Annotated in this window: 16 protein-coding genes; 8 read left to right on the top strand and 8 right to left on the bottom strand. The window is 50.8% G+C overall.

The features are described 5' to 3' along the window. Positions 1–98: 98 nt before the first annotated feature. The 3 genes from L2712_RS16725 to L2712_RS16715 form a co-directional block, all read right to left on the bottom strand. Entirely contained in the window at positions 99–2177 is a 2079-nt protein-coding gene (locus L2712_RS16725; protein WP_248978444.1) for a S9 family peptidase, read from the bottom strand. Positions 2178–2278: 101 nt separating this feature from the next. Then, positions 2279–3166, bottom strand: a complete 888-nt coding sequence (locus L2712_RS16720) for a hypothetical protein (protein WP_428848626.1) — start codon at positions 3164–3166, stop codon at positions 2279–2281. A 124-nt stretch (positions 3167–3290) separates the two neighbouring features. Further along, entirely contained in the window at positions 3291–3692 is a 402-nt protein-coding gene (locus L2712_RS16715; protein ID WP_033540394.1) for a nitrous oxide-stimulated promoter family protein, read from the bottom strand. Between the two features lie 321 nt (positions 3693–4013). On the opposite strand from L2712_RS16715, the gene L2712_RS16710 reads away from it, so the two are divergent. The 7 genes from L2712_RS16710 (at position 4014) to L2712_RS16680 (ending at position 9535) form a co-directional block, all read left to right on the top strand. After that, complete coding sequence (locus tag L2712_RS16710; protein ID WP_248978442.1) at positions 4014–4802, top strand: hypothetical protein; 789 nt, start codon at positions 4014–4016, stop codon at positions 4800–4802. A 301-nt stretch (positions 4803–5103) separates the two neighbouring features. Continuing rightward, positions 5104–5415, top strand: a complete 312-nt coding sequence (locus tag L2712_RS16705) for a hypothetical protein (RefSeq protein WP_248978441.1) — start codon at positions 5104–5106, stop codon at positions 5413–5415. A gap of 17 nt (positions 5416–5432) precedes the next feature. After that, positions 5433–6887, top strand: a complete 1455-nt coding sequence (locus L2712_RS16700) for a protein adenylyltransferase SelO (protein ID WP_248978440.1) — start codon at positions 5433–5435, stop codon at positions 6885–6887. A gap of 51 nt (positions 6888–6938) precedes the next feature. Beyond that, the gene (locus L2712_RS16695; RefSeq protein WP_248978439.1) at positions 6939–7244 is read left to right on the top strand and encodes a DUF3630 family protein; all 306 of its coding nucleotides are present in this window, start codon (positions 6939–6941) and stop codon (positions 7242–7244) included. Then, the gene (locus L2712_RS16690) at positions 7241–8242 is read left to right on the top strand and encodes a serine/threonine protein kinase (protein ID WP_088903587.1); all 1002 of its coding nucleotides are present in this window, start codon (positions 7241–7243) and stop codon (positions 8240–8242) included. Before L2712_RS16695 ends, L2712_RS16690 begins: the two co-directional genes overlap by 4 nt. Positions 8243–8373: 131 nt before the next feature. Then, positions 8374–8985, top strand: coding sequence for a thiol:disulfide interchange protein DsbA/DsbL (locus tag L2712_RS16685; protein ID WP_248978438.1), 612 nt, complete (start codon positions 8374–8376; stop codon positions 8983–8985). A 337-nt stretch (positions 8986–9322) separates the two neighbouring features. Further along, entirely contained in the window at positions 9323–9535 is a 213-nt protein-coding gene (locus L2712_RS16680) for a DUF1107 domain-containing protein (RefSeq protein ID WP_088903589.1), read from the top strand. A gap of 20 nt (positions 9536–9555) precedes the next feature. Here the strand turns inward: L2712_RS16680 and L2712_RS16675 are convergent, their stop codons facing one another. From L2712_RS16675 to L2712_RS16665, 3 genes are all read right to left on the bottom strand, one after another. Next, positions 9556–9762, bottom strand: a complete 207-nt coding sequence (locus L2712_RS16675; protein ID WP_033540389.1) for a cell division protein ZapB — start codon at positions 9760–9762, stop codon at positions 9556–9558. A 186-nt stretch (positions 9763–9948) separates the two neighbouring features. Further along, on the bottom strand, positions 9949–10218 hold the full coding sequence (locus L2712_RS16670) for a Rho-binding antiterminator (RefSeq protein ID WP_248978437.1): 270 nt from the start codon (positions 10216–10218) through the stop codon (positions 9949–9951). A gap of 141 nt (positions 10219–10359) precedes the next feature. Next, a complete protein-coding gene (locus L2712_RS16665; RefSeq protein ID WP_248978436.1) occupies positions 10360–10950 on the bottom strand; it encodes an outer membrane beta-barrel protein in 591 nt (196 codons plus the stop codon). Between the two features lie 183 nt (positions 10951–11133). Between L2712_RS16665 and L2712_RS16660 the strand changes: the two genes are divergently transcribed. Further along, positions 11134–12483, top strand: coding sequence for an esterase/lipase family protein (locus tag L2712_RS16660; RefSeq protein ID WP_248978435.1), 1350 nt, complete (start codon positions 11134–11136; stop codon positions 12481–12483). Between the two features lie 58 nt (positions 12484–12541). Here the strand turns inward: L2712_RS16660 and L2712_RS16655 are convergent, their stop codons facing one another. Next, on the bottom strand, positions 12542–13285 hold the full coding sequence (locus L2712_RS16655) for a cupin domain-containing protein (protein ID WP_088903593.1): 744 nt from the start codon (positions 13283–13285) through the stop codon (positions 12542–12544). A gap of 170 nt (positions 13286–13455) precedes the next feature. Further along, positions 13456–14520 carry a hypothetical protein gene (locus L2712_RS16650; RefSeq protein WP_248978434.1) on the bottom strand — a complete coding sequence of 355 codons (1065 nt, stop codon included), beginning with the start codon at positions 14518–14520 and terminating at the stop codon, positions 13456–13458. Between the last annotated feature and the right edge of the window lie 70 nt (positions 14521–14590).

The following is a 14590-nucleotide window of genomic DNA, read 5'->3' as shown; positions in this document are numbered from 1 at the left end:
CTTTAGCATAGTCTGCCTTAAGGAGGATTGAAAATGGAAGTTGATGAAAAAAGCGCCAAAATTGGCGCTTTCTTGTTTTGTGTCAGCTCTGGTTAAGTTTACTTCGTCTCGTTGAGGCTTTTACCCAGAACATAGTGATCAAACCATTGCTTGTCCCAGTCCATCTTGGCCTGTCTGTGCTGGTATTTGCTCAGCCCATGGCCTTCGCCCGGATACACCACGAGTTCGACCGGTACATCCAGGTAGTGCTTCAGGGCGCGATAGAGGCCTTGAGCATGTCCAACAGGCACACGCTGATCGTTCTCGCCTATGTGGATCAGGGTCGGTGTCTTGATCTTGTCGGCGTGGGTCAGTGACGAGCCGTGGGTATAGGCCTCAGGTTTCTCCCAGGGCAGTCCCTGCATAAAGTTGATCACATGGCCTGGGGTGTCCTCAAGCATCCACTGCAAACGCTGGTCGAACACGCCGGCGCCGGAGCTGGCGGCCTTAAAGCGGTTGGTGGTGCTGATAAGGGCGTTGGTGAGGTAGCCGCCGTTGCTCCAGCCCATTACCGCCATCTTGTCGCCATCGGCAATGCCTTGCTTGATCAGGTGATCGACACCGGCCATGATGTCGGCCACTTCAATCTCATGCTCCTGGCCAACGAGATCCGTGAGGAACTTGTCACCATAGCCAGTGGAGCCACGATAGTTGGGTGACAGGAGTGCCCAGCCGTTGGCGGTAAAAGTGCTGCGGCCATAAGATCTGTGTTGCAGCGCGTACGGCGTGGCAGAGGTAGGGCCGCCGTGGATCTGTATGATCAGCGGCAGTGGGCCGTCACTCTTCTTGTAGCCTGCGGGAAGATCCAGTATTCCCTCTACCTGACTGCCATCTGGCGCCGTCCATTTCACCACGGAGATCTCTGGCAAAATCCAGCTGTCGACCTGAGGGTTGATATTGGTCAGGCGCTTGTATTTGGCCTTCTTGCTGGCGGCGTCGGCGATGAAAAGATCGCTGAAATGATCCAGACCATTGTGGCTGAAGGCCAGTTTCGTACCGTCTTGGCTGAAACTATAGCTGCCCATCACCAGGTCTCCGGCAAGCACGGTACGAGTGTCGCCCTGTGATTGACCATCTATCTCGCTACAGAAGAGTTTTACCCTGGCGTGGTCGTAACCGCGGTAACAGAGCTCGTCGCTGTTAGGTCGCCAATGGATATCGCTGGAGTTAAAGGTAGTGTCACCCTTGGTTTTAAGCTCGATAGGCTTGGCTTTGTCATTTTGTGGTTCAGCTACAAACAGCTTGCCTGGATGGCCATCAAAGTCGATACGAAATGCCAGACGTTGGTTGTCTTGGTGCCATGCTAGGCCTAGTAGCCAGCCGTAAGGTGAAGGCGCCTTTTCACGCCAGGCGGTGTCTTCTAATACCTTATTTTGCTTTGACTGGGTGTTGTACACCTCAATGTTCGACCAGCCCTCGAGGTTGACCAGTTCGTTGTCTTGGGTGGTGATACGGGCTATCTGACTCGCATCAGGGGTGACGCTAAAGTCCCATACTACCTTGTTATCGTCCAGAACCAGGCTCTGCTGGTAGTGGTCGAGATCTAACTTGTAGAGGGGGTTAGTCGTAACCTTGCCATGACCATATTTAGGTGCACCATGTTTGGCACGCATATCGGCCCAGATATCTTTGTCTGTGGTGCTCTTGTTGGCGAGGAAGTAGAGGCTCTTACCATCTTGACTGAGCTGGAACTGTTTTACCCCTTCGGCCTCTTTGGTGATGGGCACGGCTTCTGAGGCGTTAACGGCGATTCTAAATACTTGAGCCTTGCCGTTATAGGGGGCTTTGTTCTCTTCGCGGGTTTGCTTGACCAGGTAGTAGACGTAGCTGCCGTCAGGACTCCACTGAGGGCTGGACTCGCTCTCGTTGGTAAAGGTCAGGCGACGGGTCTTACGTGACTTGGTATCGATGAGCCAGAGGTCTTTTTGTGCCTTGTCGAGCTCTTTATCCCAGCGGGACTCCAGCCAGATGGCATGTTTGCCGTCAGGGCTGAGCTTAACGTTGCCCATGTTGCCTATAGTAAAAAAGTCGTCCGTGGTGATCTGGTGAGTACGTTCACCGGCATAAACGCTGCTTCCTAGCCCCATGGCGCCCGCACAGATCACCGCTAGTGTGGTGAGTTTATATCCCCTTCCCATCTTGATCCCTTCTGTCGTGATTGCTTGAGTATTTCTTGTTTATTGAGGTGTTTAAGCCCGGATACATTAACGCAAAACCGCTTTGGTATAAATTGCGTTAATTATTTTTTGTCGGATCGCAGCAGTTGTTGCAGATAGTTGAGCTCTTCGGCGTCGAGCAGTTGACGACTGCTGCTAGGGCCATTCTGGGACTTGAGTTCGGGAGAGAGGCGACCCCTAAGGTAGGCCGATATGGTGATCTGCTTCAGGCCATAGAGGGCCAGTAGATAGAGACTGAGCAGCAGAAACAGGCGGGTACTTGCCTGCGCTGCCAGGCTCACCTTATCACCCAGCAGGTAGGGCAGTATGACTAAGCCCATGCGCATTAACCAGTTGGTCAACAAAGCTAGGGTAAGGGCCAGTAGCCACCTGAATTTAATGTCTTTGAGACTGTCTTGATGGAGCCTGTGTGCCCGGCCTCTAAATTGTCGCAATAATCTTACGATGGCAAAGAAGTAGAAGCAGGTTTGTAAGATAAGCAGCACGGGCAGTAGCGACCCGAGTAAGGTGACATGGTTGAGCAGTATGAGATCTTGCATCAAGAGGATGTGGCGCATCTGGTCACTAAACAGCATGCTCAGGCCTATTAAGACGACCAGGGCGAAGGCGGGTAGGAAGTGTTGCGACATACCGATAGGCCGTTTGACATCATGCAGGCTGCGATAGCAATAAAGATAGAGCATGGGCATCAACAGAAAATAGGCCGGGATGATCAAGACAAACAGTAGCTCTAATGGCACTGGTGAGTTTTCTCTATTGAGTAGGCCGGTCAGAAAATAGAGGGCGAGTAAGCTAAAGATGGCGCCGAGCAGCTTATGGTTGTCATTCCGGTCGTGATACAGATAACGCAGATACAGGGCAAGACCGATACAATGCAGGCCGCCCAATAGGGAGAGCCACCAGTATCCTTCAAATAACAAGCCGTGCGAGAGTGTGTTCATGCTGCTCATTGTCGACGTAAAACAGCTTAATAGGCAAGCCTATCGCCCAGGTTTAACGCGAAAAAATGCCTGGGGTTAAGCCGCTGATGCCGGCTTGGAAATAACGGGTTAACCTTGGGTTATCACTCCTACCTTAAGAGACCGATTTTTGTTCTTTGGCCAGACGCTGATGACGATTCGATGCGGCCGCGGGTGGCTTGCCCGGTACTGGGCCGCGCTCTGCCCAGAGATGGCGAATGGCCATAATAGGGTGGGGCAACAGCATGCGTGGACCTGAATAGATCATGATCTCACGTGCCTTAGCCTTGGGCTCTGGCTTATAGCAATGCACAGGACATTTGTTGCAGGTGGGTTTGTCTTGGCCGTAAGGGCAGCGGTCTAACCGGGTGTGAGCATAATCGAGAAATTCACTGCATGCTGGGCAGTTGGCGACATCGCCCTTTGCCTCGCAATGATCCTTGCAATAGATATGTACCATGGCGGCGATCGTTTTAAACTCTCGCAGTAACTTACCACTTAGAATCTCTTGGCTCATACAATATCCGACTTCTTTACTGGGTTATAGCTAGCCTAGCCCGAGGCGTTATGGAACACAAAAGCTGTGCTCGAAATTATGAAGATGCGCACAAAATAGTGCTTTTATCTGGCGTAATTGCCCCGGAAGGATGAGGGATGAACCGCTATTTTTACCCCCTAAGCATGATTTTGGGCGCTCTTTTTGATACCCGAGGGAAAAAGAGGTATAAATATTTGATTTATAGCAAGAGAATCGACTAATAATATCGGTTACTATCTAGACAAATTTACGATATGAAAATGCCTGATACTGGGCACGAATAATCAACGGTGGATGATAATGAAATATATAGCCATTATTTTGCTGGTAGCAGTGGGTGTGTTTTTGTACAAACGAGCACAGCGATTGGCACAAGAAGAGCAACAAGCAACCCAGAAGCCGGTTGAGAAGATAGTATCGGGCGAAGCGGTAGATGTGCCGAGTCAGGCAGCGGAGAAAGTCGTTTCGACCCCAGCTGATGAGGGGATCACCTTCGAGTCTGCCGAAAAGGCAGAAGTTGCCCAGGCCGTCGAAGAAACAGTTGAAGAGGCCGTCAAAGAGGTGAAGCCAGCCGATGCGCCGCTTGAGGTAGAAAAAGTCCCCGAGCAGGCTGCTGCAGAGCCAGAGCCAGAGCCAGAGCCAGAGCCAGAGCCAGAGCCAGAGCCAGAGCCAGAGCCAGAGCCAGCCTTCAAGATGCTGGCGGTGACTGATGAGTCTTGGGCCAACGATAAGCTGACGGCTTCACTGGCCCAATATCGCGCCGAACCTGAGGCTGAAGGCAAGCATGTGGCGCTGCTACAGGCGATCGCCGAATGCTATAAACAGCGTAAGCAAGAGGAATACCGTGAATATGGTGCAGCCCTGTCACCCTACTATCAGTCACTGTTTGCGGCCTTGCCCGCTCCTGAGCAGGAGAAAGGCGTTGGCTTTATGCACCTAGCCACTCTGCTAAACGACTGTGGTGACTTTGATGGCGCCATCAAAGTCTGCCTGGCCGCCATCAGTTATGGATTGACCGACGGCACTGTGACTGGCTTCGAAGGGCGTATCACCCGTATCGAGAAGGCTAAGGCCAAGGCGCAGTCCTGATTTAATGCGCAGCAGTAATCTACTGCATCTCGGCCAATAGCCGTGTAAACTAGTCAAGATAAACTTAAAGAGGCGAACTGAGTGTCGCCTTTTTTATGTCCGGAACATTTATGCCCTATCCGCAGGATGACTGATAAGAGTCCCATGGATGGAAAGGAAATGGCGTTATGTCCGGAACATTTATGCCATTTGCCCATGGAAGGAAAGAGAATGGCGTTATGTCTGGAACATTTATCTCTTTATGAGGTGGGCGTCGATGACGCTCCATAGCTCGGTAATCTGTGGTGAACAGGAGATCAAAATGCGCAGCTTTATAGTGAGTGTGGCGTTACTATTAACGGTAACGGCGTGTACTGAAGTGCCACAGTGGACACTGTTTTACTATCCGGATGCGAAGAGCGATGGCCAGCAGATGGTTTCGCAGAACGCAGGTAGCTTGGATAAGCATATCGCCGGTTACTATCAGCAACTCGACCAGTGTCTGGCAAAGGGGGCGGGTATGGTTAAATTGAGTCAAACTGGCAACGGACGTTATCAATGTGGTTACCTCTGCGAGGTAAAAGATGACGGTCAGCTTAGCTGTCAGCGCATGGAAACTTTGGTAAGCCAGTGAAATCTAGGGGCAAGCCAATGAAGTTTAAACAAGATTATGTCGACCAGCTCCATGGTTTCTATTCTCGGGTGACGCCCCAGGGCTTACCGCGACCTCAGTGGTTGGCCTGGAGCCAAGATGCTGCCAAGCTCATCGGTCTCGACCAGCCCGATGAGCAGCTACTGCAAGGGCTCGCCGGAAACCAAGCCATTGACGGGGCGAGTTATTACGCCCAAGTCTACAGCGGACATCAGTTTGGTGGGTATTCGCCGCAACTGGGCGATGGCCGCTCTATTATTCTCGGCGAAGCCGAGGGTCCGCAGGGTTATTGGGATGTGGCCCTAAAAGGGGCCGGTATGACGCCTTATTCTCGCCATGGTGATGGCCGCGCCGTGATGCGCAGTGCGGTGCGGGAATTTTTGGTGTCCGAGGCGCTGCACCATCTCAATATACCTACCACTCGTGCCTTGGCGGTCATAGGTTCAGATCTGCCGGTATGGCGAGAAACCCAGGAATCAGCGGCGATAACCGTGCGTCTGGCCAAGAGTCATATTCGTTTCGGCCATTTCGAATATTTTTGTCATAGTGAACAGGGCAGCAAAGAGAAGCTCAAGCAGTTGCTCGACTTTACCCTGACCCAACATTATCCCGATTTAAGCTGTGATCAGGCCGGTTATATAGCCTGGTTTAACCGGGTCGTCGCCGATACGGCTAAGTTGATTGCCCACTGGCAGGCCATAGGTTTTGCCCATGGGGTGATGAATACCGATAACATGTCGATACTCGGCGATAGCTTCGACTTTGGCCCCTTCGCCTTTCTCGATACCTTCGAGGAGGACTTCATCTGTAACCATTCAGATCCCGATGGTCGGTATGCCTTCGGCCAGCAGCCGGGTATCGGACTGTGGAACCTGCAGCGTCTGGCTCAGGCGGTCGTGCCTCTGATCGCCTCCGATGACTTAATTGCCGCCTTGAATACATACCAGCACCATCTGGTGCAGGCATATCTGGTCTTGATGCGCGGCAAATTGGGGATTGGCTCGGCAGAAGCGGCGAGCAGCGAGCAAGATGACGCAGATCTTAAGCTGATTGGCGCCTTTACTCAGTTGATGGAAGCCAATCGCCTGGATCACACCAATACTTGGCGCCGCTTTGCCCAGTTGGACCCGAGCAGTCAGTTTTCTTCGCTCAGGGATGACTTTGTCGAGCTGGCGGGTTTTGACGCCTGGTATCGCAACTATCAAGACCGCTTGGGCAAGGTGAGCGATGTAGCCAGCTGGCAAGCAGCGAGGGCACAAGTTAATCCTAAGTATGTGCTGCGGAATTATCTGGCTCAGGAGGCGATTATCGCCTGTGAAGAGGGTAATACTCAGCCGCTGGCAGAGCTGCACCAATTACTGACCCGCCCCTTCGATGAGCAGCCTAATAAAGAGGACTTTGCCAAGCGGCCACCCGAGTGGGGCCAGGGGCTGATCATGTCCTGCAGCAGTTAGCCTGATGAAATGAATAAGCGTTAAGAGAATGGGGTAACCCTAGGTAAAGTGATGAATCAAGAGATGAAGATCAGCACCATCAGCGTCGATCCGCAGGCGAAGAGTCTGTCGATTGTTGCCGAAATCGATTTTGACCGTTTTGAGCTGTTTGCTGAGGCGCTGGTCAAGGCGCTCGATTGCCGAGTGATAGAACGCCATTGGGGCGCCGACAGGCATCAATGGCTACTGGATTTCGAGGGCAGCCTATTGCAGCTTAACTATGAATTTTACGGCGATGTTTGCTGGTTGTCGGTCGAGCGCGACGATGATGTTGAGGTGCTGGTTTATCTGGCCACACTATTGGAGTCACAGCGATGAATGACACTCGGCAAGGCGCAGGCTTTCATTTTCAGGCGTTAACGCCTGATCTGATCATGGACGCTATCGAATCTGTGGGCATCTATCCTGAAACAGGCCTGCTGGCGCTCAACAGTTATGAGAATCGTGTTTACCAGTTTCGCTGCGATCTCGGTCGACGTTATGTGGTGAAGTTTTATCGCCCAGAGCGTTGGAGCAATGAACAGATCCAGGAGGAGCATGATTTTTGCGCCGAGTTACAGGCTCAGGAGATCCCTGTGGCGTCGCCCGTGCTTATCGAGGGGCGATCCCTGCATGATTATCAGGGATACAGGTTTGCGCTATTCCCCTCTATGGGCGGGCGGGCCTTTGAAGTCGATAACCTGACGCAGCTTGAGGAGGTGGGGCATTTCATCGGCCGTATACATCTTCTCGCCAAGCAGCGGCCATTTACCTATCGCGAAACCCTGTCTCCGACCTTGTTGGGGGATGAATCTCTTGCCTGGCTTAAGGCATCTCAACATGTGCCCGCCAGCCTGGAAACGGCTTATTTCACCATAGTGGAGCAGGTGCTGGCCAAGGCGAAATCCTTGTGGCATCAATATCCCACCGAAGCGATTCGTCTGCATGGGGATCTGCACCCCAGTAATATTTTGTGGACACCCGATGGCCCTGGATTTGTGGATCTCGACGATGCCAAGATGGGTCCTGCAGTGCAGGATATCTGGATGATGTTAGCAGGGGATCGTGCGCAGCAGACCTTGCAGTTAGAGGTGTTGCTTGAGGCTTACGAGGAGTTTTGCGACTTCGATAATCGCCAGTTGCATCTCATTGAGCCATTGCGGGCGATGCGCATGTTGCATTACAACGCCTGGCTCAGTCGTCGCTGGCAAGATCCAGCCTTTCCAATGAACTTCCCCTGGTATGGTGAGGAGAAATATTGGGAGCAGCAGATCTTGGCGTTTAAGGAGCAGTTGGCGAAATTAGATGAACCATCGATCAGCCTGATACCCTATTAATTAACGGGAATTGCGTCGTAGTTTTTGTAACAGAAAAATGAACTTATCCCCTTGAGGTGGACTCCAAACCACTTTAAGGTATGTTCAATCTTATTGTCATAGTAGTGCTTAGGCACTGAGAAGGAAGTATAATGAAGAAAGCGTTATTGGTAGCACTGGCACTCTTGGTTGCCCCTATGGCCGTGTTGGCCGCCGACTACAAAGAGGGAGTTCACTACACAGTGATCAATGAAGGCCCGGCAACTGCCAAGCCAGAGATCGCAGAGTTTTTCTCTTTCTACTGTCCACATTGTTACAACTTCGCCAAGGTTCAGGTACCACAGATCAAGGCTAACCTGCCTGAAGGCGTGGTCTTTAAGCAGAATCACGTAGAGTTTATCGGCCGTGAAATGGGTCCTGAGATGTCTCGTGCCTTCGCGGTGGCTCACCAGCTGAAGGTAGAAGAGAAGATGGAACATGCTCTCTTCTCTGCGATTCACGATAAGAAGCAACGCTTCACTAGCCGCGACGATATTCGCAAACTGTTTATTGCCAATGGCATAGATGGTAAGGATTTTGATGCTGCGGCGAACTCATTTATGGTGAGTGCACAGATGGCGCAGATGAAGCGTGCTACCGAGAATGCCAAACTGTCTGGCGTACCGGCTTTGGTGGTGAATGGTAAGTACCGTGTTGAAACGGGTGCGATTAAGTCTTACGACGAATTGCTGCAGATCGCTTACTACCTGACTAGCTTGAAATAATCGTCAACTTGTTATCGAAAGGGGCCTAGCGCCCCTTTTTGTTGCCCAAAATAAAAAAAACCGTATTTCCGGTCGCTATGGAAATACGGTTATCGAGCTATAAAGCTCTATTTACCCTGAGTAACAGTTTCAATCTAACAGGGTGTCAAAAATTTGGCAAGTGACAATTTTTTATTGTTCTAATCTATTGGTCTGATAGACAACACAAAATTTTAGTTCTATGGCATCTAGCTCAAGCTTCTCTAAAAAAATGCTCAAAAAATTGAAACTAACATGGTAAAAATCCTGTCGAAGTTAAGTATAAAAATAAGAACGCAGAGTCTTGCTTGGAGGTCTCATGAGAGTTTTTCCTGTCTACGCACCGAAATTAATTGTCAAACATGCCCGTATCTTTGTGTCTGGAGTGATCTGGGTGAAGGATTTGGGACGATTGGAGTTTGAGAAAGGAAAATTTTTGCTGCCGCGTCAGAGTCTGCCTCAGGTAAAACGCGCCATTATTGAATTGAATGAGTTAATCGAAAATCAACATAACGAAGCGAAGATGGCTTAGATCTTCGCTTCACGTGAGAACTACTCACTGACTTCGTCGTTAAGCAAACCAACAAGTCCGGTGACTTTTTCGTTCCAAGAGTTGAGGTCTTGGCTGAGTTGTTGGTTTTGTTCGCTCAGGGTGTGGTTCTTCTGCTTCTCTTCCTCAAGCTCCATTTTTAGTAGCTCAATGGTTTCGAGTGCCGCTTGGATTTTTGTTTCCAGCTTGGACAGTAGTTCAAGGCTCATCGGGAGGTCCTAATAGTTTCTGGATGGTGGTTCGATTCTATCAGTGCGGCTATCTGAGTGAATAGCTAATTCGTGTTAAATGTCTAAAAATCCGTCTATAAATGGATTAAAGATTGTTTATTCCATCGGCCGCGGTCACTTTGCTGTATCTGTCGCGACTTTTGGCTGACAAAGCGGCTTTCAAGCCTACTCATCTTGGGGAGTTATTAGAACTCGACCAAACTCCGCCGGTTGCGACAACGGCGTGATTGCCAGGATCTGATCTAGCCTGATCTGTTGCTCCTGCGAACCATTGCTTACCACCAAATATTCCGTTTTATCCGCCAAAGTGATCAGATTGATTGCCACGCTCTGGATATCACCTTGTGTCGTCTCAATCAGTAACGGATAGCCTCGCATGCAGGCAAGTTCCAGATAGTCGTGGGCATGGCAGTTGATGATCCGATAGGGGGGCATAGCGTTTCCTTGTTGGCCGATCCTATTCGCATCTTAGCCTATTTGAATTCAATTGACCTGAGTTGTAGAGCAAGGTGACACAAGCGGAGGAAGATGCCCAATAAAAAAGCCCCTTGCGGGGCTTTCTGCTAATGACTCGACTTAGAAGCGGTAGTCTACAGACAGGTAAACCTGTTGGCTGTCGTCGAGTGAGAAGGATGCCTTGTCGCCAGCGTCTGAGGCGAAGCTTCGCTCATAGTCCTGCTTCAGGTAACGATAGCCGATCTCTGCATTCACACTGTCGTTAATCTTGTACATGAAACCTGTTTGACCACCCCATACGAAGCGATTCTTAGACTCCAGCAGATCTGTGTCTGGACTCTCGTGGTTCACACCTGCCGTCGCACCGATAAACCAGTTGAACTTATTGTTGGCATCCAGGCCGACCAGGTAGTCGTAAGAGAGTAATAGGCTCTGTTGCTCAGCGAAGTCGTCTGAATTGTACGAGTAAGTACCGTATACGCGGTTGTTGTCATTCAGGTAAGCCCCGCCACGTAGTCCATAGATGGCGTCGTTATCTGAATCTTTGTAGGAGCCATTGTTGAATTCAGGGTCGACGGCTTCGGTGAGCTTTGCCTTGTAATTGTTTTCCTGTGAACCAATACTGCCACCGATGAACCAATCTGCCGCCATCGTTGGTGCTGATAATGCTGAGGTGATAATGGTGGCGATTGCTAATGTCTTCTTAGTCATAATATGCTCTCTTTTTGTAGGTGTGTTGTTTTTGTTGAGGGCATAGTAAGTTAGCCTTACTGAACCAAAACTGAATGAAATCTGCAGGTTAGTTTGCGTTTGTTTGACCAATAGCTAAGTTGTTTGTGTGACTTAATTGGGTTATTCACTCACGTGAGCCTTGTTTGATAAAGGAGTAAATTGATGAAACTGGTGTTTGTACATGGATGGAGTGTCACCAGTACACAAACCTACGGCGAGTTACCTCAGGTGTTGCATCGTGAAGCGCCACCAGGATTAGCACTGGATATCCAACACATTTATCTGGGGCGTTATATCAGCTTCAACGATGCGGTGACGCTGGAGGATTTGAGCATAGCCTTCGAGGCGGCCCGCCGCGCCGAGCTGGGTGATGAGCCTTTCTCTGTGATCACTCACTCGACCGGTGGGCCGCTGATACGCCATTGGTTGTGTCGTTATTACCTGGATGATGTTTCGGTGGCCCCGCTACAACATCTGATCATGCTGGCGCCAGCCAATCATGGCTCGGCCCTGGCACAGCTGGGAAAATCTAGAGTGAGTCGGTTAAAGGCTTGGTTCGATGGTGTCGAGCCGGGTCAGCGTGTGCTGGACTGGCTGGAGTTGGGCAGCGATGGCCAGCATGACCTTAACCTCATTTGGCAGCAACAGGACTGGTTGGCGGCTGGCGTGTATCCCTTCGTACTCACCGGTGAGACGATAGACAGTGCACTTTATGATTATATGAACAGCTACACAGGTGAGCCTGGCTCGGACGGTGTGGTAAGAGTGTGCGCTGCTAACATGAACTTTGTTCACGCTAAGCTGGAGCAGCAAGCTGGCATGCAGTGCGAGAGCTTTGACGGTGAGTGCGCTGAAACACTGGCGTTGACTCAGGTGACTCAGCCCCGTGAGGCCTGCGCCTTGGCGATTATTCCTAAGGCAAGCCATAGCCATCGCAAGTTTGGGATCATGAATTCTGTGACACTGCGTAACGGTAAAAATAAGCCTGTGGTCGGCGCGATTTTGGCCTGTTTGGCGGTAAATGACGCCCAGGGTTATCGGCAGTTGCGTGAGGAGATGGTTGTTACATCTGTGGCCGAGCGCAAGAAGCGCTTTAGCATGCTGGTGGTGCGGGTTAATGATCACCTAGGCCATAGAGTGACAGATTTTGATTGTTATCTGCTGGCAGGTGACGAGTATCATGCATCACGCTTACCTAAGGGGCTGGTGGCGGATAAACAGCGCAACAGCGTCAATGGCAATGTGATCACCTTTTACTTGGAGGCTAGCAAGTTAACTAAGCTCCGAGCTGGTAAGCTGGGGCTTAAGCTGGTGCCTCGGCCTAATGAGGGCTTTAGCCATTACAAATGCGCCGAGTTTCGCTGTGAACCTAACCAGTTGAGTGAGCTGCTGAGCGGCGATCAGACTCTGATGCTGGATATCGAGCTTGAACGATATATCGCCCCCAATACCTTTAGCTTTGCCAAGATTGGCGACTCAGAGGATTTCAAGGGGATCTCCCCAGAAGGTTAAGACTGGATAGCAAAAAGCGGAACCTGGGGTTCCGCTTTTTTAGTTTGAGAGGCCTAGATTATTTCTTGAAGAAGGCTTCGTTGGTGCCGTAGGGGCCTAAGTTTAGGTCGCGCTTACGGATGGCATCTACGCGGTCGAAGGCTTCTTCGGCAACACGTAGGTTCTTCACGTCTTTGCGCCAGTAGTATTTGAAGCCGTCGAAGTGGGCGTTTTTAGGGTACCAGTAGATCACGCCAAGGCCTTTTTCAGACATGATAGGCGTGTTGTGGATGGTAGCACCTGGAATATAGAAGTATTGGCCAGTACCCAACTTCTTAAACTGGTTGTCCGCCAGAGTTTGTCCTTCGCCGTTGACCACATAGTAACATTCTGGTTGGCCGTGGAAGTGTGGCGCATGGTCAGACTTGCCGCCATCGGTAATGCCTATCACGACTGGGCTATCAGATAGCTCTTTCCAGATGTAACCAACGGGTGACTTAGTACGATCACAGTCTTTGACTTCTGAAATGTTGCCGTCGTCATCTAAGGTCTTACAGAAACGCTGATCGGCGGCGATGCTGTCGTTGGCCTGGATGGTTGTGAAGTCGATCTTGCCCGCTTCCCAATCCGCAATATAGGCCTCAACTTCAGGGTTACTGCACTGCTCAGGCATAGTGTCTTGTGGTGAGTAAGGTGTGCTGTCGTAAGGCACCGGCGTCATCTGCTGAAATGGCAGCTGCGCATGGTTGCACTGTGGGCCTTGGGCCACGGCTGTGGTTGAAGCCAGTGCGGCAACACCTAAAAGCATTTTTAATTTCATCATTCCTGTCCTATTTTTTGCGGCCTTTGGCCACGTTATTTTGGGTGTAAACTTGTGTATGGACTAACGATAAAGTGATTAGATTGTTGTAAAGGTGAAATAGATCACGTCACTTTTTTAACAGCAAACTTATTCGTGACTTGGCTCGCGAATAATCTTACCTATCGTGCCTCTTACAGTGAAAATTGCATGCTCAACTGGGCGTAATTGGAGGCGCCTTGTGGCCGCTGGCCGGCAGTCTCGCTGGAGGCATCCTCTATTTCATATCGCCCGAGTTCGATGCCGACACTGAGTCCAGGCGTGAGATCGGTAAACAGATTGATGCCCCAATGGTGACGATCTGTCTGTTCTACCTCTGTGGTGGTGCGTCCATAGAAGAGGGTTGAACGGCTGTGCTCGGTCCAGAAGTGGCGGTAGGCAAACATGCCCGACAGCGAGGTCTCTATCTCGCCATTGAAGATATCTTTCGCCGCATCTGTGCCCACATAGCGTCCCAGATTGCCATAGTGGAGTTGCAGGCGTAGGTCATCTCGCGCATAGGTGAAGAGTTTGGCCCCCATAGAGAGCCCGCCGCCCCATTGTTGGCTGCCGTCGGGGTCGAGATAGCGGATCAGGCTAGATAGTGAAACGTTGCCCCAATCCCCCTCTAGGTTATATCTGATGATAGCATCGGGCAGATAGTCATTACTGGTGTCTATCCATTGCGTCTGCCCTTGGTTATCAGGGCTGGTGGTGCCGTAGGTGTAAGGGTTTTCCAGGGCAAACTGCCAGTGGGTCGTGCTGAAACGGAACTGTGCTTGTCTGACCATGGCCTGGCCAACTAAGGGGCCGCCGAGATCGGCGGTTTCGGCAAAGCTGCTGGTGTTGACCAATGTCGACCAGGTTTGCCCCGCGGTAATGCCTTGATACTGAATAAAGGCGTGTCTGAGTCTGGGGGCATAAGAGTTTGAGATGATAGGGTTGCCCTGATGCGAGCCAACAAAGTCTATCTCGGCGAAGCCGAAGATCTGCTCATGATTGAGTTTGACATTGAAGCGACTCTCCTGAGCGCTAAATTGGGTACGTTTGGCCGTTTGCACTACCTGCCCGCCGCCGGACCAGCTGTCTTGAAAAGCGATATTACCATCGACATAGCGTGCATTGGCCTTGAGAAATCCACCCACTTCAATGTTGGTGGCGTGAGCCGTTATGGCTGGGAAACTGAGGCAGATGAGGGCACAGCTTAAGTATTTTTTCATAGTCTTGGTGTTGATTGATACAGAGGGAAATGAAAAAAGCCCTATCAGATAGGGCCAGATTTAAAATGCG

Source organism: Shewanella marisflavi (genome assembly GCF_023283925.1).
Classification (GTDB): domain Bacteria; phylum Pseudomonadota; class Gammaproteobacteria; order Enterobacterales; family Shewanellaceae; genus Shewanella; species Shewanella marisflavi.
This window is presented reverse-complemented; position numbering and strand designations above follow the sequence as displayed.

Bases quoted from the DNA above. Each gene is read 5' to 3' on its own strand.
- L2712_RS16690 (WP_088903587.1), top strand. From the start codon at position 7,241: ATGAATGACACTCGGCAAGGCGCAGGCTTTCATTTTCAGGCGTTAACG.
- L2712_RS16675 (WP_033540389.1), bottom strand. From the start codon at position 9,762: ATGAGCCTTGAACTACTGTCCAAGCTGGAAACAAAAATCCAAGCGGCA.
- L2712_RS16660 (WP_248978435.1), top strand. From the start codon at position 11,134: ATGAAACTGGTGTTTGTACATGGATGGAGTGTCACCAGTACACAAACC.
- L2712_RS16720 (WP_428848626.1), bottom strand. From the start codon at position 3,166: ATGAGCAGCATGAACACACTCTCGCACGGCTTGTTATTTGAAGGATAC.
- L2712_RS16680 (WP_088903589.1), top strand. From the start codon at position 9,323: ATGAGAGTTTTTCCTGTCTACGCACCGAAATTAATTGTCAAACATGCC.
- L2712_RS16700 (WP_248978440.1), top strand. From the start codon at position 5,433: ATGAAGTTTAAACAAGATTATGTCGACCAGCTCCATGGTTTCTATTCT.
- L2712_RS16725 (WP_248978444.1), bottom strand. From the start codon at position 2,177: ATGGGAAGGGGATATAAACTCACCACACTAGCGGTGATCTGTGCGGGC.
- L2712_RS16705 (WP_248978441.1), top strand. From the start codon at position 5,104: ATGCGCAGCTTTATAGTGAGTGTGGCGTTACTATTAACGGTAACGGCG.
- L2712_RS16715 (WP_033540394.1), bottom strand. From the start codon at position 3,692: ATGAGCCAAGAGATTCTAAGTGGTAAGTTACTGCGAGAGTTTAAAACG.
- L2712_RS16650 (WP_248978434.1), bottom strand. From the start codon at position 14,520: ATGAAAAAATACTTAAGCTGTGCCCTCATCTGCCTCAGTTTCCCAGCC.
- L2712_RS16655 (WP_088903593.1), bottom strand. From the start codon at position 13,285: ATGATGAAATTAAAAATGCTTTTAGGTGTTGCCGCACTGGCTTCAACC.
- L2712_RS16695 (WP_248978439.1), top strand. From the start codon at position 6,939: ATGAATCAAGAGATGAAGATCAGCACCATCAGCGTCGATCCGCAGGCG.
- L2712_RS16670 (WP_248978437.1), bottom strand. From the start codon at position 10,218: ATGCCCCCCTATCGGATCATCAACTGCCATGCCCACGACTATCTGGAA.
- L2712_RS16710 (WP_248978442.1), top strand. From the start codon at position 4,014: ATGAAATATATAGCCATTATTTTGCTGGTAGCAGTGGGTGTGTTTTTG.
- L2712_RS16665 (WP_248978436.1), bottom strand. From the start codon at position 10,950: ATGACTAAGAAGACATTAGCAATCGCCACCATTATCACCTCAGCATTA.
- L2712_RS16685 (WP_248978438.1), top strand. From the start codon at position 8,374: ATGAAGAAAGCGTTATTGGTAGCACTGGCACTCTTGGTTGCCCCTATG.